The sequence below is a fragment of the Coprococcus intestinalis genome, from assembly GCF_023656595.1.
GTDB classification, from domain to species: Bacteria; Bacillota; Clostridia; order Lachnospirales; family Lachnospiraceae; genus Coprococcus_A; species Coprococcus_A intestinihominis.
Genome location: NZ_JAMOKJ010000001.1, coordinates 217,474 through 233,574 on the forward strand (window position 1 = coordinate 217,474; position 16,101 = coordinate 233,574).

Genomic DNA, 16,101 nt, shown 5'->3' on the forward strand with positions numbered 1-16,101 from the left:
ATGACTTCTCTTTTGTCTTTATTGATAATTCTCCTCAAAAAATAGGATGAATAGGATGAAAAAGGGATGCTGCTCATAAACGCGCAGCAACCCCCTTCAGCTTCTGTTCGACTTATCTTCTGTTATTCTGTAAATTCAACAACTCCGATAAACGGAAGATTTCTGTATTTCTGCGCATAGTCAAGACCATAGCCTACAACAAATTCATCAGGAATGTTGAATCCGGAATAGTCTACCTTAACATCTGCTGTCCGGCGTTCCGGTTTGTCCAGCAGTGTACAGATCTTGATGCTGTTTGGTCTTCTCTTATAAAGAATCTCAACAAGATAATGCAGCGTATTGCCTGAGTCAATAATATCTTCAACAATCAGAACATCCTTGCCTTCCAGCGGCTCATCCAGATCCTTGACAATACGAACGGCACCTGATGATGTCGTACCATTGCCATAACTGGAAACGGACATAAAGTCAAGGGATACAGGTACGCTGATTCTCTTGGCCAGTTCGCATGTGAAGAACACGCCGCCCTTTAATACACAGATCATATGAATGTTCTTGCCTTCATAATCCTTGCTGATCTGTTCCCCCAGTTCCTGAATCTTCTTGTCAACTTCTGCTTCCGGCAATAAAACCTTAATCTTTTCTTTCATTCTTCAATCTCCTTCAGTTCCGCTGATAAAATCAGCCTTGTCTCTCCGGTAATCTTATAATATTCGCTCATACGGTCAATATCCGGTATCCACAGGACATGACCGCCATCTGTCAACATGTTCAATGTCTCTCGGTTCGACTGCGGCACCTTATCATCCATCAAAATACGTCGAATTGCCTTCTTGTGTCCGCCGCCGATCATCATAAAATCACCAGGACGGCGCTGCCGCAGAACCAGTCCATTTTTTATTTTATCATAATCAAACCATTTCGTATACATTTTTTTAGGAATTTGCAGATTTTTCTCCACAGGAAAAATTTTAAGGCAAACCTCTCTTTTCCCACCATCCAAAACATATTTTCCGGGTGCACTCAGTCTGATCTCCGCGTCATCCCCATGCAGAGCATCTGCACTTTTATGTGTCTTTTTCTGTGAGACGCTCACTGTCCGATAGGTGCGTTCCGCACGAAGGCCGTAAGGCAGATCTGCCTTTTTTCCTGCATGCCCGTAAAACAGTGCCCTGAGCGTCCCAATATGAACAGACCGGATATCTTTCAGCTGACCGGCCGTCCGTTCCAGCACTTGCCGCAATAATTCGCGCTGAATCGCAATATCCTGTCCTACAAATGCAGCTGCATCAATCTCCGCCGTCAGACATTCCGCCTCCCCGTTCCACTGAATGATCGATTTTCCAATGGCTGCTGCCTGATTCTCCACATAACGACAGATATCAGATGCAATGGCCGCTGTCTCCGCAATATGCGAAACCGCTGCCTGATTAATATGCTCTGTGACATAGGGCAGAATATCCAGTCGAATTCTGTTTCTGGTATATTCTGTCTCAAAATTGGTGGCATCATTCCGGTAAGACATTCCCTGCCGTCCGAGATACGCTTCTATATCCGCCCGTCCGACACCAAGCAGAGGCCGAACAATACAGCCGCGCATCATCGGAATACCGGATAATCCTTTCAGGCCACTTCCCCTGAAAAGATTCAGCAGCACTGTCTCTGCCAGATCATCCCTGTGATGAGCCACTGCGATTTTAGATGCCTGCCTTTCCTGTCTGACTTCTTCAAAACAGTCATAGCGGAATTTTCTTCCGGCCTCTTCCTCCGATAAATGCTGCTCCCTCGCCATTGCCCGAATATCTGCCTGAAAACATACACACGGAATCTGCATATCTTCGCAAAGTGCCGTTACAAAATCCCTGTCACGATCCGCTGCCTCTCCCCGCAGGCCATGATGAATATGGACAGCCGTCAATTGAAGTGCCATGGACATCTGCAGGTTTTTCAACACAGACAGCAGGCAGACAGAATCCGCCCCGCCTGAAACGCCGACCACCACCGAATCTCCCTGACAGATCATCTCTGATGCCATGATTGTCTCATATACATTTTTGACCAGTTTGTCCACTTTCATCACCCGTTTCCTTTTCTTTCATTTTACTCCATTCCGGCAGCTCATCAACTTATACTTTCAGTCTTTACCTGATTGCTGCATATAGCCCTTACAAAGTCCGAATACTCTGTATTTTGAGTATAACATATTCCGTCAACCCCCTCCATTTCAATCCGCCACCCACACTGCATTCAACACATTTCATACACATTGCTCAAAACACATGCCTCATATTACAACTTCGGTTTGCGGTAAAGACCACAGACAAGTACCGTCATATCATCCTCTGCCTCATAATGACAGGCTGCCATCGCATGATTCAAAATGGCATTGGCCAGTTCCTGCGGATTCACCGCCTGACAGGATTTCAAAAACTCTGCCATCTTTTCTTCATTCCGGTCATCATCCTGTCCAAGTCCCATCAATACACCGTCACTCATCATAACAAGCATATCGCCGTGGACCATTTCCGCCGTCTTGACTTCATTTTCCGGTTCCGGAAGCACCCCCGGAGGCAGCGCCTCCGAGGTGATTTTTTTCACATCCGGACCATTTTTAATAAAGGAGGCCGCCGCCCCCATCTTGATCAGTTCACATTTTCCATTAAATAAATCCAGGGTAGCCAGATCCAGCGTTGAATAGGTGTGCGGTTCACTGCCGGATAACACCACTGAATGAATCAGTCTGATAGCAGACTGACGGTTAAATCCGGTAGACAGCAGCTGTTCCAAAAGCCCAATAATGCGGTTGCTCTCCTTTTCTGCCTTCTCACCGCTTCCCATACCATCGGATAAGGACAGCACAGTCTGTCCGCTTTCCATATGCATCACCGTAAAACTGTCCCCTGAAACAGCTTCCCCCATCCGGACCATCCTGGCATCACCGATAATGGTCCGATAGCGGACATCTTCCTCAAAAGACAGCATTTCCCATCGATGTCCGATAACCGATGCCGTTCCCGGTCGCGGCAGATACCGCCGCCCATAGACCCTTCCGATGATATCTGCCGCCTCCTGCGCTGTTTTTTCAATATTTTTTGGTGTCTTTGCCTCTATATAAACGCATTTGCGACCATTTGAACGGTCAGACGCTGCGATTCTGCGCACATTGATTTTCTGAGCCGCCAGCCGGTGCACCGCCTGTTTTTCCGGTGCCCCTTTTCTGACAGGTTCATCACTGATCTGTTTTGAAAAATCCCCTATGACATCTGCCACTTCCCCGAACTGGCCCGCCAGTGCCAATCTGCTTTCTGCCAGGCGGTTCTGCCAGGACAGATTCGTCTGCGCCAGCCCCATCATTCTTCGGGCTTCCGCCAGGAAATTATCTGATCGGACACATCGCTGCCTGAAGCGTTCCGGCAGATCCTTTTTCTTCATATTCACGCGCTCACTGCACAATTTCAAAATCTCATAGGCCGATTCACAGCTGTCCTCAAATACATTTTCCCAACAATAACTGCACCGGCTGCAGTCTTTGCATACCTGCTCTGTTACGGCATTAAAAATATCCTGCATCTCCTGATCATTTAAAGCGCCGCGGGGACTGACATCTACCTCAAAGGACTGGGATAATTTTCTGAAAGATTCCGAAAAAGCATGCAGCTGATTTTTGGTGATCATCGCTTCTTCTTTCATCGGCATATTCCTCCTTCCTACAGGACGCCAGCCCTTCATCCAGGCGATCATTCCTGCAAACAGCCAGTAACACACAAATGCCGCTGCCAGTTCTAATGCCGATTCCGGCAGTGTGTCCAACATATGCTGCTGCCAGCCTTCCCCGTAAGCCAGGCCATAACCTACGCCGGCTGTCACCATCGTCAACACCATCAGACCACACATAACCACCGGTGTCAGCCCGGCCGGCCGCCATTTTTTCAAAACAGCTGCCATAGCCATCACCGTCGTTATCAATCCTGTATATCTTATAAAAGAAGTCATCGGTAGTGCATAGGCCATCCCGAACAGGGCAGCCATCGCCAACAGCATTTTCCCCGGGATCAGGGCGTATGCCGCGCAGAAAAACGCAACACCCACCGGGTTTCTGTCGTGCCAGACAAACAGATTGATGAACGCACCAAGGACGATCACCAATAAATCTTTCATGCCAAGCTTTCTCATGCACATGCCTCCTGAATTTTGTACAGATCCGCATTTTGCCGCTTCATGGATCTGTTACATGCATTATATGGAAAAACGAGACACTTACGATTCCAATCGGATGACAAGACCTCCCTTCAAATGTTTTTTCGAGGGTTTTTTAAGGTCCTCATGTCCGTCATTGACTATGCAGCTTTAAAGTGTTAGTATGTAACTATTCATAACGATGTAGCCGCCGCTTCGATGGAAACGGCAAATCTGCATTAAGAAAATCCGCTATTAACAAAGACAGTGATTTAAGAAAGTAGATTAAATGATGAAAAATTTTTCTTTAAAGTATGGTAAAAGCGAAGTATCTTTTGTTCTTGATGGTGCCCGCAGCATTCAGACGCTGACAGAGAACCCTATGAACACAATTGAAGACATTCATGCAGCTTTTCTCAAAGCAGTCAGCACAGATGTCATCGAATCACCGGCACTTGATCAGCTGGTGAACCCTGAAGACCAAATCACCATTGTGATCAGCGATATGACCCGCTTCTGGATGCGCCAGGATATCATCTGTGAGGAACTGGTTCGTTATCTGAATGAAGTCATCGGTATTCCTTTTGAACACATAGTCGTCCTGATCGGCCTCGGTACCCATCACAAAAATACACCTGCCGACCAGAAGGTTCTGACAGGTGCTTATGTCTATGACCATGTTGCCGCTGTTGTGGACCACGACTGTGATGCCCCGGATCTTGTCGATATCGGCACAACCTCTTATGGAACCAGAGTCCTGATCAATCCGCTGTCCATCGGCCGCAAGGTCATCTGCATCGGCGGCACTGTTCATCATCTGATGGCCGGTTACGGCGGCGGCAGAAAGAGCATCGTTCCCGGTATTGCCGGCCGTGAAACTATCCGGCACAACCATGCCATGGCCCTGGATCCTCACTGCGAGCAAAGTGATCCGAGAGTCGGTCCCGGCAAATTCAACAATAACCCGATCAATGAAGACATGCGCGAAGCAGGTGCACTGCTTCATCCGGTCTTCGGCATCAATATTGTTGTCAACTCCGCCTCCAGACACAGCGGTCTTTTTTGCGGTGACTTCGATGCTGCATGGCGGGAAAGCTGCAAGTATGTCCAGCAATGTTACGGTCTTCCGATCAAAGATCAGGCAGATGTTGTCTTTGTCAGCTGCGGCGGCTTTCCAAAGGATCTGAACTTCTATCAGGGTTCCAAGAGTCTCTTTAATGCCGTTCGTGCCGTCAAACCCGGCGGAACACTCGTCATGCTGGCTGAATGCAGCGAAGGCGCCGGTGCCAAAGATTTCTTTGACTGGCTGACACCGCTGAGAGAGGGCCATCTTGATCAGAGTCTTCGTGAAGCCTTTACGATCGCCGGCTATATTTTCTATGCTGCCTGTGAAAATATCCGCAAGGCCAATATTCTTCTGCTGGCCGGTCCTAAGCTGGATGCCCGAATTGTCAACGATATGGGCATCAGAAAATATGACCGCATGGAAGATATCATGGCTGATGTTGATATCAAAGGCAAAGATGTTTACATCATCCCTTACGGCGGCAGCGTCATGCCTCAGACGGAAGCTGATTATACCCGTTTCAGCACAGAAATCTAAATAACCCCACAGCAATCGGCGCATTGCTGATATTTCATACCTATAACACAAAAACAGACGGATAAGAGTCTCATCTCCTATCCGTCTGTTTTCTATTCATCATCATCGTCATCGTCGTCATCATCCCGGCCCATAATACCTCTGACCAGATGCACAATGCCAAGAACAATCGCCCTCAGCACCGCAAATATGATAAACAGGAACATAAATCCAGCCAGACCGCTTACGATATCTTCCATTTCCATCTTCCCGGTATTCGTGATGCCCTGACCGATCTCTATTGCAAAGGTCACAACGATCATGACCATAAATACATAAATCCATGCAATCACCAGAACATGATGCCTGCTGAGCGCTTTGAACAGCGGAAAAATGACAAAAAGCAATGCCATTCCCAGCACACCAATGACAATAAAATGCAATTCCTTATCAGAAAACATCGTCTCATAAGAATCATTCAACGTCATAAGCACATCATGAATCCCGGCCATTTTCTCTACAACATAATATAATAAATCAGCCATTTTGATTCCTCTGTCGTTCTATTCTCTATTACTTCTTCTTGAAGATAATCTCATCTTCATGAACCAATCCCAGCTTCTCCCTGGCCAGATCCTCAATATAAGCATCTGTCTTCTGGTATTCAGCCTGCTCTTCAATCGCTTTCTGGTTCTCTTCTTCATCGTCAATCTGCTGCTGCAGATTCTCCTGTACTAAAGCATACTGTTCACTCTTCTGTGTATTCTGCCATGTAAAAACGCCAAACACTCCGCATAACACCAGCACGATCAACGTAATGATCTTCATACTGCCTTTATGCTTCGATCTGCGTTTTCTGACAGACCGCCTGTTAGCTGTCATCATGCTCCCCCTGTCTTTGTTGTAACTTTCTACCTTTAATTGTACGCTTTGCAGCGGCAGATTGCAATGTATTTCCTGCATTCTTCACAAAAGTTTTAAAAATTCGAACTATTTGTCTTATCGGGCGCAATACCGCCAGCATCCAACGAACAACCATGGATGACAGCAGCCATCTGTAGAGCACCATGCCTGTCCCCATTCCGCATACAATATAATTGCGTACTGCACCGTTATTAAAACGGTAAAGCAACCCAAAAAGACAGCCGGCCGCCAGCAGCCAGAATACAGCTTCTTCTGCCGCCTGTATGCCTTTACGCTGCCTGATCATCATTCTGAGCATCCGCAGGCAATCATAAGCCAGCATCAATCCCGTACCCCACAGGACAGCCATTCCAAAAAGCCTTGCCTGAAACACCACATCCTGACTCATGGTTATTTAAAAAGCCGCCCGAAAAAGCTTCCGGCCTGCCTTGCACCGCCATTGGCTTCGGAATATGTCAAACTATCCACTCTGCCGTCTACCCCGGTCTCTCCTTTTTCAAGGGACAAATGATTCATGTGAAGTTCCGCCCCTTTGATCAGCAAAAGGCCCGCTGATGTCTCAAGAATGATCTCTCCGGGATCATAGGCGATCACATTCGAAACCCCCGTCACCTGAATCGTCGACCGGTTCTGCATTGTCAGTCTGTGAGGCTTCACCACAGGCTGTTCTTCCATATACATAGACTTCACCGCCAGCATCTGCTATTGCTCCTAGTATATGAGACATCCTGCCGTTTCATGACCTTTTTTATAAATAACGGAACAGCTCTTTCGCATCCTCTTTTCGGGTTGTTTCCTGTACATCCAATACTTCTACCTTGACATTTCTTGTACCAAATCCGATTTCAATCACATCGCCGACTTTCACATCTGTACCTGCCTTCGCTGTTTTTCCGTTAATCATCACACGACCGGCATCGCAGGCTTCATTAGCTACCGTCCTTCTCTTGATCAGTCTGGAAACCTTTAAATATTTATCAAGTCTCATTTTATTTCTCCTTTACAAAAAGAAAAGGATTCCCTTTCACCAGATAAATGCTGAGCGGGAATCCTTCTTGTGTTATCTTCGATTAGGCGTTGATCATATCCTTTAATGCCTTACCTGCTTTGAATTTAGGCGCTTTAGAAGCAGCGATCTTCATTGTCTCACCTGTTCTAGGATTTCTTCCTTCTCTTTCAGGTCTTTCAGACACTTCAAATGTACCAAAGCCTACAAGCTGAATCTTCTCACCTTTTACAAGTTCGTCTGTAACAACATCTACAAATGCCTTTAAAGCTTTTTCAGCATCATTCTTCTTCATGCCTGTTTTCTCAGCCATTGCTGCAACTAATTCTGCTTTATTCATTATAATTCCTCCTCAATTATCATAAGCGTACGCAGTCATCTTCTGCAAATGAAACCGGCGGAAACCCTTGCATTTACCGCTCTTTCGGCCATACGCTTCAATGTTAACAAATCTATTTATATACGTTTCTGGCCCTTTTGTCAAGGCTTTTTCTGTTTATCCGACAGTCTTTTCACAAACTTCATAAATATCGGTCCTTAACTGCTGCAAAACAGGGATCTGACTGCGTACTGCATCCGCCTTTGCGAAGTCTACTGCAGCCATCAGCATGTTCGGACCCTCGCCCAGTTCCTCCATGATCGATCCCCATGGATCCACCGCAATGGAATGTCCCCATCCGTTATAAGAACCGGCCAGGTCACCTGCTGCCGCACATCCAAGAACATACATCTCCTGATCAAGGGCACGTGCCCGCATCAGCAGCTCCCAATGTGCCGGTCCTGTTGTTCTGTTGAAGGATGCCGGCATAACAACCGCCTTTGCCCCTCGCTTCGCAAGAAGCCGGAACAACTCAGGAAATCTCACATCATAGCAGATAGCTACACCAATCGGACCAAATTCTGTTTCGACAACACACACTTCATCTCCGGCCGTAATGACGCTGGACTCACTGTAATACTGTCCACCTTCCACATCAATATCAAACATATGCATCTTGCGATACTTGCCAATCTGTCTGCCTTCTCTGTCAAAAGTATAGGCTGTACTGTAAATATGTCCATCCGCGCTCTCCGGTACACTTCCCGCCACAAGATAAACATGATTCTTTGCAGCCGCCTCTGACATCGCCTGCCATGCTTCCCCGCCTTCCGGCTGGGCCGCTGCCGAAATGGCTTTCTTGTTGTATGGACAGATAAACATCTCAGGCAGAACAACCATATCTGCTTTGGACTTGACAGCATCTGCGATCACGCGCTCTGCATTTCTGAGATTCTTATGCCAATCCTTATGAACTGTTGTCTGACATAATGCAATTTTCATTTGTCAACCTCCATCGATCACTTTATTTTTTCTTTCAATACGCACAAAGAGATTCCTGCGCATTTATTTCTTTTCATTGTCCTCACCGCGGGACATCTTATTCTTCAGATACCGCCAGCCTTCCTGGTACTTGAAAGATCTTGCAGAAGGATTTCGAAGCATCATATGCAGCTGTCTCGGATGCATCTTTGTGCGTACACGCATTCTCATCGCCTCAATTCTGCCGCGCATCTGACGCATTTCATTCTGAATATCTTCAAGCTTCTCACCGGCTCCCGATGTTTCCACCGCTTCACGGATTCTTTCGATACTCTCTGAGTTCTCCAGGCGCTTACGAAGGGCATCCATATGTCTCGCAAGCTCTGTCATTCTCTCTTCTGTCAAAAGTGCCATTCTCTGCTTCTGTTCATCCCAGCGGACTTCCATTCCATCCTTCGCACTTTCAAGTGAATCATTCACCACAGCTTCAAGTACTTCAACTCGTTTCTGCATACGCTGAACTTCTTCTTTGGCGCGCTCTGCCTGAATAAGCACTTCTTTCAGGTCGATGGCTGTTCTGAAGGATGATGCAAAATCAAATGTAAATACAACCGTGATCCCCCAGGTCATATAATACAACACTCTGTCATTGATCATCATCACCATATGCTCCACCGGCGGCTGAATCACTTCCACCATCACAAGGGTAAAAAATCCCCACAGAACTGTCGCTTCAAGACAGATTCTGCCGCGGAAATTGAACTTCTTGTCTGTATAATCCCAATAACGGACCCCAAAAAGGTTCTCCATCACTGTTCCTGTTATGTATTCAAGCACCGTTGCTCCGATGGCACCCACAATATACATCAACAGATAATTACCTCTTACCGGTATCGTGAGAAAAAGCATCAGAACCGCGCCTGATCCGTACAATGGAATATAGGGGCCTGTCATAAATCCTCGATTGACCCATCTGTGTTCATGAACTGAAACATATACCGATTCAAAACACCACCCAAAGAAACAATAGATGAAGAAAAATGCCAGCCATTGTGTCATCGAATAGGTATACACCTGCATCCCTCCTGTCGTAAATGCGGCATTTTAGTGTCTGCTTTAATAATACCGTATGGTGACGTTTTTGCCAAGCTTTTCTGCTGCTTCTTTGAGCTGCTCGACAAGGTTATGCCGGACGCTGACATCAAAGAGCAGAGTTTCATGGGCTGTGTTGTTGGCTTTGCCCACAAATAAATTCAGATCTGTGCATTCTTCTGATATGATCTTGGCCAGTTTCGCCGCACCATTGTCTTCGTCCAGCTGAAGGAAAATGTCAAAATCCACATCGTCTTTGGCCAATTCACGCAGAAGGTAAAGAGTTCTGTTCATAGTCAAAACCCCTTCTGTAACAAGATCGATGCCTTTAATATTAGATGTCGGCGGTACTTCCGGTGTGCCATCGTAGTTGTTGGTCACCGGCTGCTTCAGATATCTTGAAGCAATGCTGGCTGTTGTTCCGCCGGATACGATATGTTTGCCCGGACTTGTAATGAAATCAAGCATGATCCGCTCATCATCATCCATATCCTTCGGCGGGCCCGTAAAGATATTGACCACTTTTCGCTCAATGACTCTTGCTACCGCCACTGTTGTATCGTCTCCCGGTTTCTGCATATACAGGTCGTCGCAGGCCTGGGACAGCATCGCTGCCAGACGCTTGGCCGAAAGTGTATCCCTGGTACATTTCACGGTGTAGTCCGCCATGCTTTCCCACGTCCAGCCGAAATTCAGCAGTTCTCCGACACCGGCATAGATCACGCCGTCGCTCATCAGGACAAAACAGTCTTTCAATTTGACCTGAAAACGGTATTCTCTAATCTTCTTGCCTTCAATCTCCCTGACTGTATAAGGGATATCCATCAATTTGCCGTCCCGGACAAAAATACATCCCGGATTGTCATATTCCACAAGATAAGCTTCCCCATTATGAAAAATCTGCAAAATACTGAAGGTGGAATAAGCCACCTGACGCACCTGGCAAATCGGCAGCGTTCGTGCGATCGTCTCAACCCCCTGCTCGATAGGTGCTCCTTTCTGAAACATCGTGCGGAGGATCTTAGATGTCAGCGTTGCCAGAATGTTGGCCTTTACACCGCTTCCCATACCGTCTGCCAGAATGACCACATCCGAATCTTCTGTCTTAAGGATCTCCACTTTGTCGCCGCACAGTTCCTCATGTATCTTATTCAGACTTTTCCAGCATGTTTCAACACTTACTTCCATTCTATCTTCCTCCGACGACTATCAGTCTGATCTGCTTCCTTCATCATAGAATCTCTCAACTGGGTCAAAATCACCTTCGTCTCAGCGGTTGTCTCACCAAGTAATCCGGCAATTTCCTGCGCTACCGTCATCTGCTTATCAATAACCTGCTGCGCAATATCCACCGTATCCATCCGCATTTGAAGCTGTCGTTCCATTTCCGCTTCCTCATCGGTAACATCCTGGAAAATAGCCAGCATAGCATCCATTTCCTCAATATAGATAATATTCTCCAACAGAACAAGTCCCAGACCGCTGAGATGGATCTTCTTGCGTTTGATGGACAGGTGATCCTCCAGAACCTGTTCAAAATCGGAAGCATCCATAATCTCAAAGATCATCTTATTGACAGCCTCTGATTTGTTGATACCAAAAACATCCTCTGCCCGCTTATTAAACTCAATGATCTGGAAAGCCGAATCTACGATCAAAATGATTTCAGGTGTAGCTTCCAGCACCACATTGGACATGGAACGCGCCTTCTCATACACATGCGGCAGACACATCTCCTGTTCTGCCTTGCCCTGAAAAACGGCAATGGCTTTGTCCCGGCATGTCGGATAACCGCAGGCACCGCAGTTCAACTCCTGTGTCTTATTGTATTTGCCGGTTGCCTTGAGAATCCGTGTAATCTGTTCCTCTGTCGGCATTTCATCCTGAATCCTCTCCGATCTGAAATGCTTGTTGATATCAATGTTCCCTGCCAGCTGCGGATATGCCGGATCTTGCTTCTCAACCTGTTCCTCGATCACCATGGTTGCCTTGTACTTGGAAATATGCAATTTATTCACGGCAGGTCCTTTCACACAGCCGCCCTCACACATATTGGCCTCAATAAAACAGTTCTCGATCAGCCCTTTTTTCATATCTTCAAAAACTTCACGGCAATCCTCAATACCGTCTACAAAAATTTTCTTGTATGAATCCACCTTTTTCTTCGCCAGAACAGATGAAATGACACCGCTGGTCACCGGATACAGGCGGTTGATCTTCGGATCCGGATTGGTCGGCTGCTTCTCTTCACATTCTCTGATGGAGATATCACGCTCCTGCAGCCATGATTCAATCTCTTCAAAATTCAGAACCGCATCCACAAAACCAGTTGTCCGGTCATCCCCCTCTGCTTCCTGCTTCTTGGCAATACAAGGGCCCACAAATACAACCTTCACATCCGGCCCGTACATAGATTTGATCAGTTTGCCATGGGCAATCATCGGAGATACAACCGGTGCCATATATTCCACCAGCTCCGGATAATACTTCTCTACCAATTCATTCACACTTGGACAGCATGTGGAAATGATATTCTTCATCTGCCCCTCTGCCAGAAGCCTGGTATAAGCCTCCGTCACATAGGCTGCCCCCTCTGCCGTCTCCCGCACTTCAGAAAATCCAAGCCTCAAAAGCGCATCCACAACCTGCCCAGGCTTGTCATAATCAAAGATACCGAGATAGGCCGGTGCCAGTGACACAATCGTTTTCTCTCCCATTGTAATGAATGCCCTGACTTTCTCCAGATCACTGACAAAGGTCTTGGCATTCTGCGGACAGACTTCCAGACATGTGCCGCAAAGGACACAATGATCATCCATAATCGTTGCCTGTGCATCTTTGACCTTAATCGCCTTGACAGAACACGAACGAACACATTTATAGCAATGCTTACAGCTTGCATTCTTAAAATCAATAACCTTCATAAAAATCCTCCCGCCACAACATGAACAACTTCACCAACAGTATTTGCCGTATAAAAACATTGTATCATAGACTGACGCCGGTTGCACTAAAAAAGCCAGCTGATATCTTTTTCCTTTTCCATTTTCATGATATAATGATTATTAATCTGTCAGCAATTCCTTACACTTTCAGTCTCAAGTACTTCAGACTGTGCGGAATTGTTGCATGAATCTACATTTTTTACGGAGGCTTTTATTATGGCAATGGAATTGCTTTTTGAGAATCACACACAATTGGATGAAGACGTCATCCATCATATTATTGAGAAGGATTATAAGCGTCCTGAGAAGGCGAAACAGTATCATGTGATGACACTGCTGGTAGGTATTCTGGCTGCACTGGCTGCTGTTTATTTCGGACGTCTGGGCATTCTCACGCATCAGATGCTGACTCTGCTGTGTACCATCGCACTGATCGCTGTCTGCATCTATTCCTTCTACAGCTACTACCAAAACATGCCGAAGAATCAGATCAAAGCCAGGCAGAACACCTACAGTGAAAGCCTTCTGATTCCCCGCAAAATGAAAGTTTACAAGAATGTCATGTACCAGTCTGCAGGCAAGAGCCACGGCGAGTACCGCCTCTTCCAATTTACCGGCATCGAAACCTGGTCCCACTACTTTCTGCTCCGCTACGAGAACAGCTACGTCGTCATGGACAAAAACGGCTTCACTAAGGGAACAGCCGAAGAATTCGAGCAGTTCATGACCGCAAGAATCCAGAAAAACTGCTGATTGATCCAAATTGCATTCATCAAAAAAGACGCCCCTACCAGGCGAATGTCATCTTCCTTTTAATGACATCGCCGGACGGAGGCGTCCTTTTTCATTCTCAGTTTTCCTTAATCATCCAGTAATCGCTTATAGTACGCTTTAACCTGGTACAATGCGCCAACCGGATTATGTGCGAGCACACGGTCCTTTGTAACCAGCGTTGTTGACAGCGCTTCTGAATACTTATAAAACAGACTGTCATGTCCTACACAAAGGCCAATAACTACATTCAGATCTGTGCCTGCTTTGTTCAGAAGCTTCGCCTGCAGGATCGGGTTACACATCACATTGCCTGTCACACATGTATACTTCTCATCCAGACCGATATCTGTTTTATTAAAAGAACCCACCTTACAGACTGCACTGTATACATCAAAGCCATTCTTCCGAAGAATTCTTGCAAAAATCCTGCTCTCCTCAATCAGACCGACACATGTTGCAATGCCAATCTTCTTGTACCCCATTCGCTTTGCAAATTCAATGATTTCATCAACACGTGTATACTTGCCATAGAATTCGCCCTCAATCTCCGCCGAGATCACTGATACCTTTCGATTTTCTTCATCCTCATAGAGCGCTGTCGTTTCTGCGATGTCTTCGTCTGTCAGCTTTTCTGTCAAACAGAACTCCGGATACGATGCATTGCGCTTATGACAATTCAGCACACCACAGTCCGTACAGCTTAACGTTCTCTTTTCTTCACCCATAATAAAATCCCCCTTTTCTTCTATTTTTATATAATTTCCATATTCTGTCAACTGCAAAATAGATTTCTTTGCATTTCATATCATTTTAAATATTATAAGTAAATTCCGGTAAATAACGGCTAAGGAACTGTCGCGTTCTCTCCTGGGTTGGGGAAACAAATATTTCCTCCGGCGGTCCCTGTTCGATAACATTACCGCCGTCCATAAAGACGACTTTTGTCGCTGCTTCCTTTGCGAAGTCCAGTTCATGGGTGACAACGATCATGGTCACCCCCTCATTTGCCAGCTCGCTCATAACTTTCAGTACCTCTCCCACCATTTCCGGATCAAGGGCCGATGTCGGCTCATCAAAAAGGATCAGCTCCGGATTTCTGGCTATAGCCCTTGCGATACCTACGCGCTGCTGCTGACCGCCCGAAAGAGCATTGGGATAAAAATTGACTCTATCAGCCATTCCGACCTTTTTCAATGCCTCCATGGCTCTCTTCTCCGCTTCATCCCTCGGTACGCCTTCTCCAACCGTCAGCCCCAATGTTACATTTTCAAGTACCGTTTTATTGGCAAAAAGATTGTAATTCTGGAAAACAAATCCTGATTTCCGCCTCAGCTGCTGGATCTGTTTTTTATCTGCACTGTGCAGATCAATCCCGGCACCATTTTCAATCCATTTGCCTTCATCTGCTTTTTCAAGGAAACTGATGCATCGCAGAAACGTCGTTTTGCCGCTGCCGCTGGGCCCAAGGATGACAATTACCTCGCCATCTTTGATATCCAGATCGACACCTTTGAGGATATGGTTTTCTCCAAAGCTTTTCTTTACACCTTTAATCTCTATCATGCCGTCACACCGCTTTCTTTTACTGTCACCTTCTGTGATTCTGTTTTATATCTTGTTGTCCGTTTTTCCCAAAGTTTAAATAATAATTCAAGTATCGTACATACAATAATATACGTGATCAGGATATCCAAATAGCCTTCGACATATTTGTACTGCTGTCCTGCTGCGATTTTTGCCCTGGCTGTAATATCCTGCACCGTCATCAAAAATACAAGGGATGTATTTTTCAGCATATTTAATGTAGAAGAGCAAAAACTCGGCGCGCAGACGCCCACCGCCTGCGGAATAATAACATGAACATAAGCCTGAAAATTTGTAAGACCGGAGGTCTGAGCTGCTTCCAGCTGGCCTCTGCCGACTGCACTGAGCCCTGCTTTCCACATTTCAGAATAAGTTGCCGAACTGTTCAGTCCATAAACAATGAACGCATATAAAATCGGCGGGATACTATAAACATCAAAATCCAGATTCAGCGCCTGCACAATCATTTTAATGATAATCGGAATACCATTATAAACAAGATAAATCTGTACAATCGTCGGTGTACCTCTCATAAATGACAGATACAATGTTAAAAACTGATCCAGCAGCGGCACTTTTCTTATTCTTGCAAGGGCAATAAAAAATGCAAGGGGAATACCAATCACTGCTGCCACAAATGTGATCAGCAATGTTGTTGGTACACCTGAAAAGGCCATCCACAGATTCTGTATGGCAAAATTCAAATCAAAATTCATCG

18 protein-coding genes are annotated in these 16,101 nt (G+C 46.1%); 2 read left to right on the plus strand and 16 right to left on the minus strand.

The genetic code is table 11. The annotated features are described in order from the left end of the window. Positions 1-122: 122 nt before the first annotated feature. The 3 genes from hpt to NBH03_RS00975 form a co-directional block, all read right to left on the minus strand. Positions 123-650, minus strand: a complete 528-nt coding sequence (gene hpt / locus NBH03_RS00965) for a hypoxanthine phosphoribosyltransferase (RefSeq protein ID WP_215689163.1) — start codon at positions 648-650, stop codon at positions 123-125. Continuing rightward, positions 647-2,077, minus strand: coding sequence for a tRNA lysidine(34) synthetase TilS (gene tilS, locus NBH03_RS00970; protein ID WP_250795946.1), 1,431 nt, complete (start codon positions 2,075-2,077; stop codon positions 647-649). Before tilS ends, hpt begins: the two co-directional genes overlap by 4 nt. 212 nt (positions 2,078-2,289) lie before the next feature. After that, positions 2,290-4,173, minus strand: a complete 1,884-nt coding sequence (locus tag NBH03_RS00975; RefSeq protein WP_250795951.1) for a SpoIIE family protein phosphatase — start codon at positions 4,171-4,173, stop codon at positions 2,290-2,292. 292 nt (positions 4,174-4,465) lie between these two features. On the opposite strand from NBH03_RS00975, the gene NBH03_RS00980 reads away from it, so the two are divergent. After that, a complete protein-coding gene (locus tag NBH03_RS00980; protein ID WP_250795953.1) occupies positions 4,466-5,779 on the plus strand; it encodes a nickel-dependent lactate racemase family protein in 1,314 nt (437 codons plus the stop codon). Between the two features lie 92 nt (positions 5,780-5,871). Here NBH03_RS00980 and NBH03_RS00985 read toward each other — a convergent pair whose 3' ends face one another. The 10 genes from NBH03_RS00985 to NBH03_RS01030 form a co-directional block, all read right to left on the minus strand. Further along, entirely contained in the window at positions 5,872-6,303 is a 432-nt protein-coding gene (locus NBH03_RS00985; RefSeq protein WP_250795962.1) for a hypothetical protein, read from the minus strand. 28 nt (positions 6,304-6,331) lie between these two features. Next, complete coding sequence (locus tag NBH03_RS00990) at positions 6,332-6,643, minus strand: FtsB family cell division protein (protein ID WP_250795970.1); 312 nt, start codon at positions 6,641-6,643, stop codon at positions 6,332-6,334. Next, a complete protein-coding gene (yabQ, locus tag NBH03_RS00995; RefSeq protein WP_250795973.1) occupies positions 6,630-7,070 on the minus strand; it encodes a spore cortex biosynthesis protein YabQ in 441 nt (146 codons plus the stop codon). Before yabQ ends, NBH03_RS00990 begins: the two co-directional genes overlap by 14 nt. 2 nt (positions 7,071-7,072) lie before the next feature. Then, positions 7,073-7,381, minus strand: coding sequence for a sporulation protein YabP (yabP, locus tag NBH03_RS01000; protein WP_250795978.1), 309 nt, complete (start codon positions 7,379-7,381; stop codon positions 7,073-7,075). Between the two features lie 49 nt (positions 7,382-7,430). Next, positions 7,431-7,670: an RNA-binding S4 domain-containing protein gene (locus NBH03_RS01005; RefSeq protein ID WP_015513473.1), complete on the minus strand. Its 240-nt coding sequence runs from the start codon at positions 7,668-7,670 to the stop codon at positions 7,431-7,433. An 82-nt stretch (positions 7,671-7,752) separates the two neighbouring features. Then, positions 7,753-8,028, minus strand: a complete 276-nt coding sequence (hbs, locus tag NBH03_RS01010) for a non-specific DNA-binding protein Hbs (RefSeq protein WP_015513472.1) — start codon at positions 8,026-8,028, stop codon at positions 7,753-7,755. 156 nt (positions 8,029-8,184) lie between these two features. Next, positions 8,185-9,009 (minus strand): carbon-nitrogen hydrolase family protein, encoded by an 825-nt coding sequence (locus NBH03_RS01015; protein WP_250795987.1) that lies wholly within the window; start codon positions 9,007-9,009, stop codon positions 8,185-8,187. A 63-nt stretch (positions 9,010-9,072) separates the two neighbouring features. Then, positions 9,073-10,062 carry a putative ABC transporter permease gene (locus tag NBH03_RS01020; protein WP_250795994.1) on the minus strand — a complete coding sequence of 330 codons (990 nt, stop codon included), beginning with the start codon at positions 10,060-10,062 and terminating at the stop codon, positions 9,073-9,075. A 42-nt stretch (positions 10,063-10,104) separates the two neighbouring features. Continuing rightward, positions 10,105-11,268, minus strand: coding sequence for a SpoIIE family protein phosphatase (locus tag NBH03_RS01025; RefSeq protein ID WP_015513469.1), 1,164 nt, complete (start codon positions 11,266-11,268; stop codon positions 10,105-10,107). Next, complete coding sequence (locus tag NBH03_RS01030; RefSeq protein ID WP_250796001.1) at positions 11,259-13,004, minus strand: [Fe-Fe] hydrogenase large subunit C-terminal domain-containing protein; 1,746 nt, start codon at positions 13,002-13,004, stop codon at positions 11,259-11,261. Before NBH03_RS01030 ends, NBH03_RS01025 begins: the two co-directional genes overlap by 10 nt. A 237-nt stretch (positions 13,005-13,241) precedes the next feature. Between NBH03_RS01030 and NBH03_RS01035 the strand changes: the two genes are divergently transcribed. Next, the gene (locus tag NBH03_RS01035; protein WP_250796007.1) at positions 13,242-13,778 is read left to right on the plus strand and encodes a hypothetical protein; all 537 of its coding nucleotides are present in this window, start codon (positions 13,242-13,244) and stop codon (positions 13,776-13,778) included. Positions 13,779-13,885: 107 nt separating this feature from the next. Here the strand turns inward: NBH03_RS01035 and NBH03_RS01040 are convergent, their stop codons facing one another. The 3 genes from NBH03_RS01040 to NBH03_RS01050 all read right to left on the minus strand — a co-directional run bounded on the left by NBH03_RS01040 (position 13,886) and on the right by NBH03_RS01050 (position 16,099). Next, positions 13,886-14,524 carry a DUF1847 domain-containing protein gene (locus NBH03_RS01040; protein WP_015513466.1) on the minus strand — a complete coding sequence of 213 codons (639 nt, stop codon included), beginning with the start codon at positions 14,522-14,524 and terminating at the stop codon, positions 13,886-13,888. A gap of 85 nt (positions 14,525-14,609) precedes the next feature. Further along, the gene (locus tag NBH03_RS01045) at positions 14,610-15,362 is read right to left on the minus strand and encodes an amino acid ABC transporter ATP-binding protein (RefSeq protein WP_250796011.1); all 753 of its coding nucleotides are present in this window, start codon (positions 15,360-15,362) and stop codon (positions 14,610-14,612) included. Continuing rightward, the gene (locus NBH03_RS01050; RefSeq protein ID WP_250796020.1) at positions 15,359-16,099 is read right to left on the minus strand and encodes an amino acid ABC transporter permease; all 741 of its coding nucleotides are present in this window, start codon (positions 16,097-16,099) and stop codon (positions 15,359-15,361) included. The genes NBH03_RS01045 and NBH03_RS01050 overlap by 4 nt, the downstream gene beginning before the upstream one ends. Positions 16,100-16,101 lie beyond the last annotated feature (2 nt).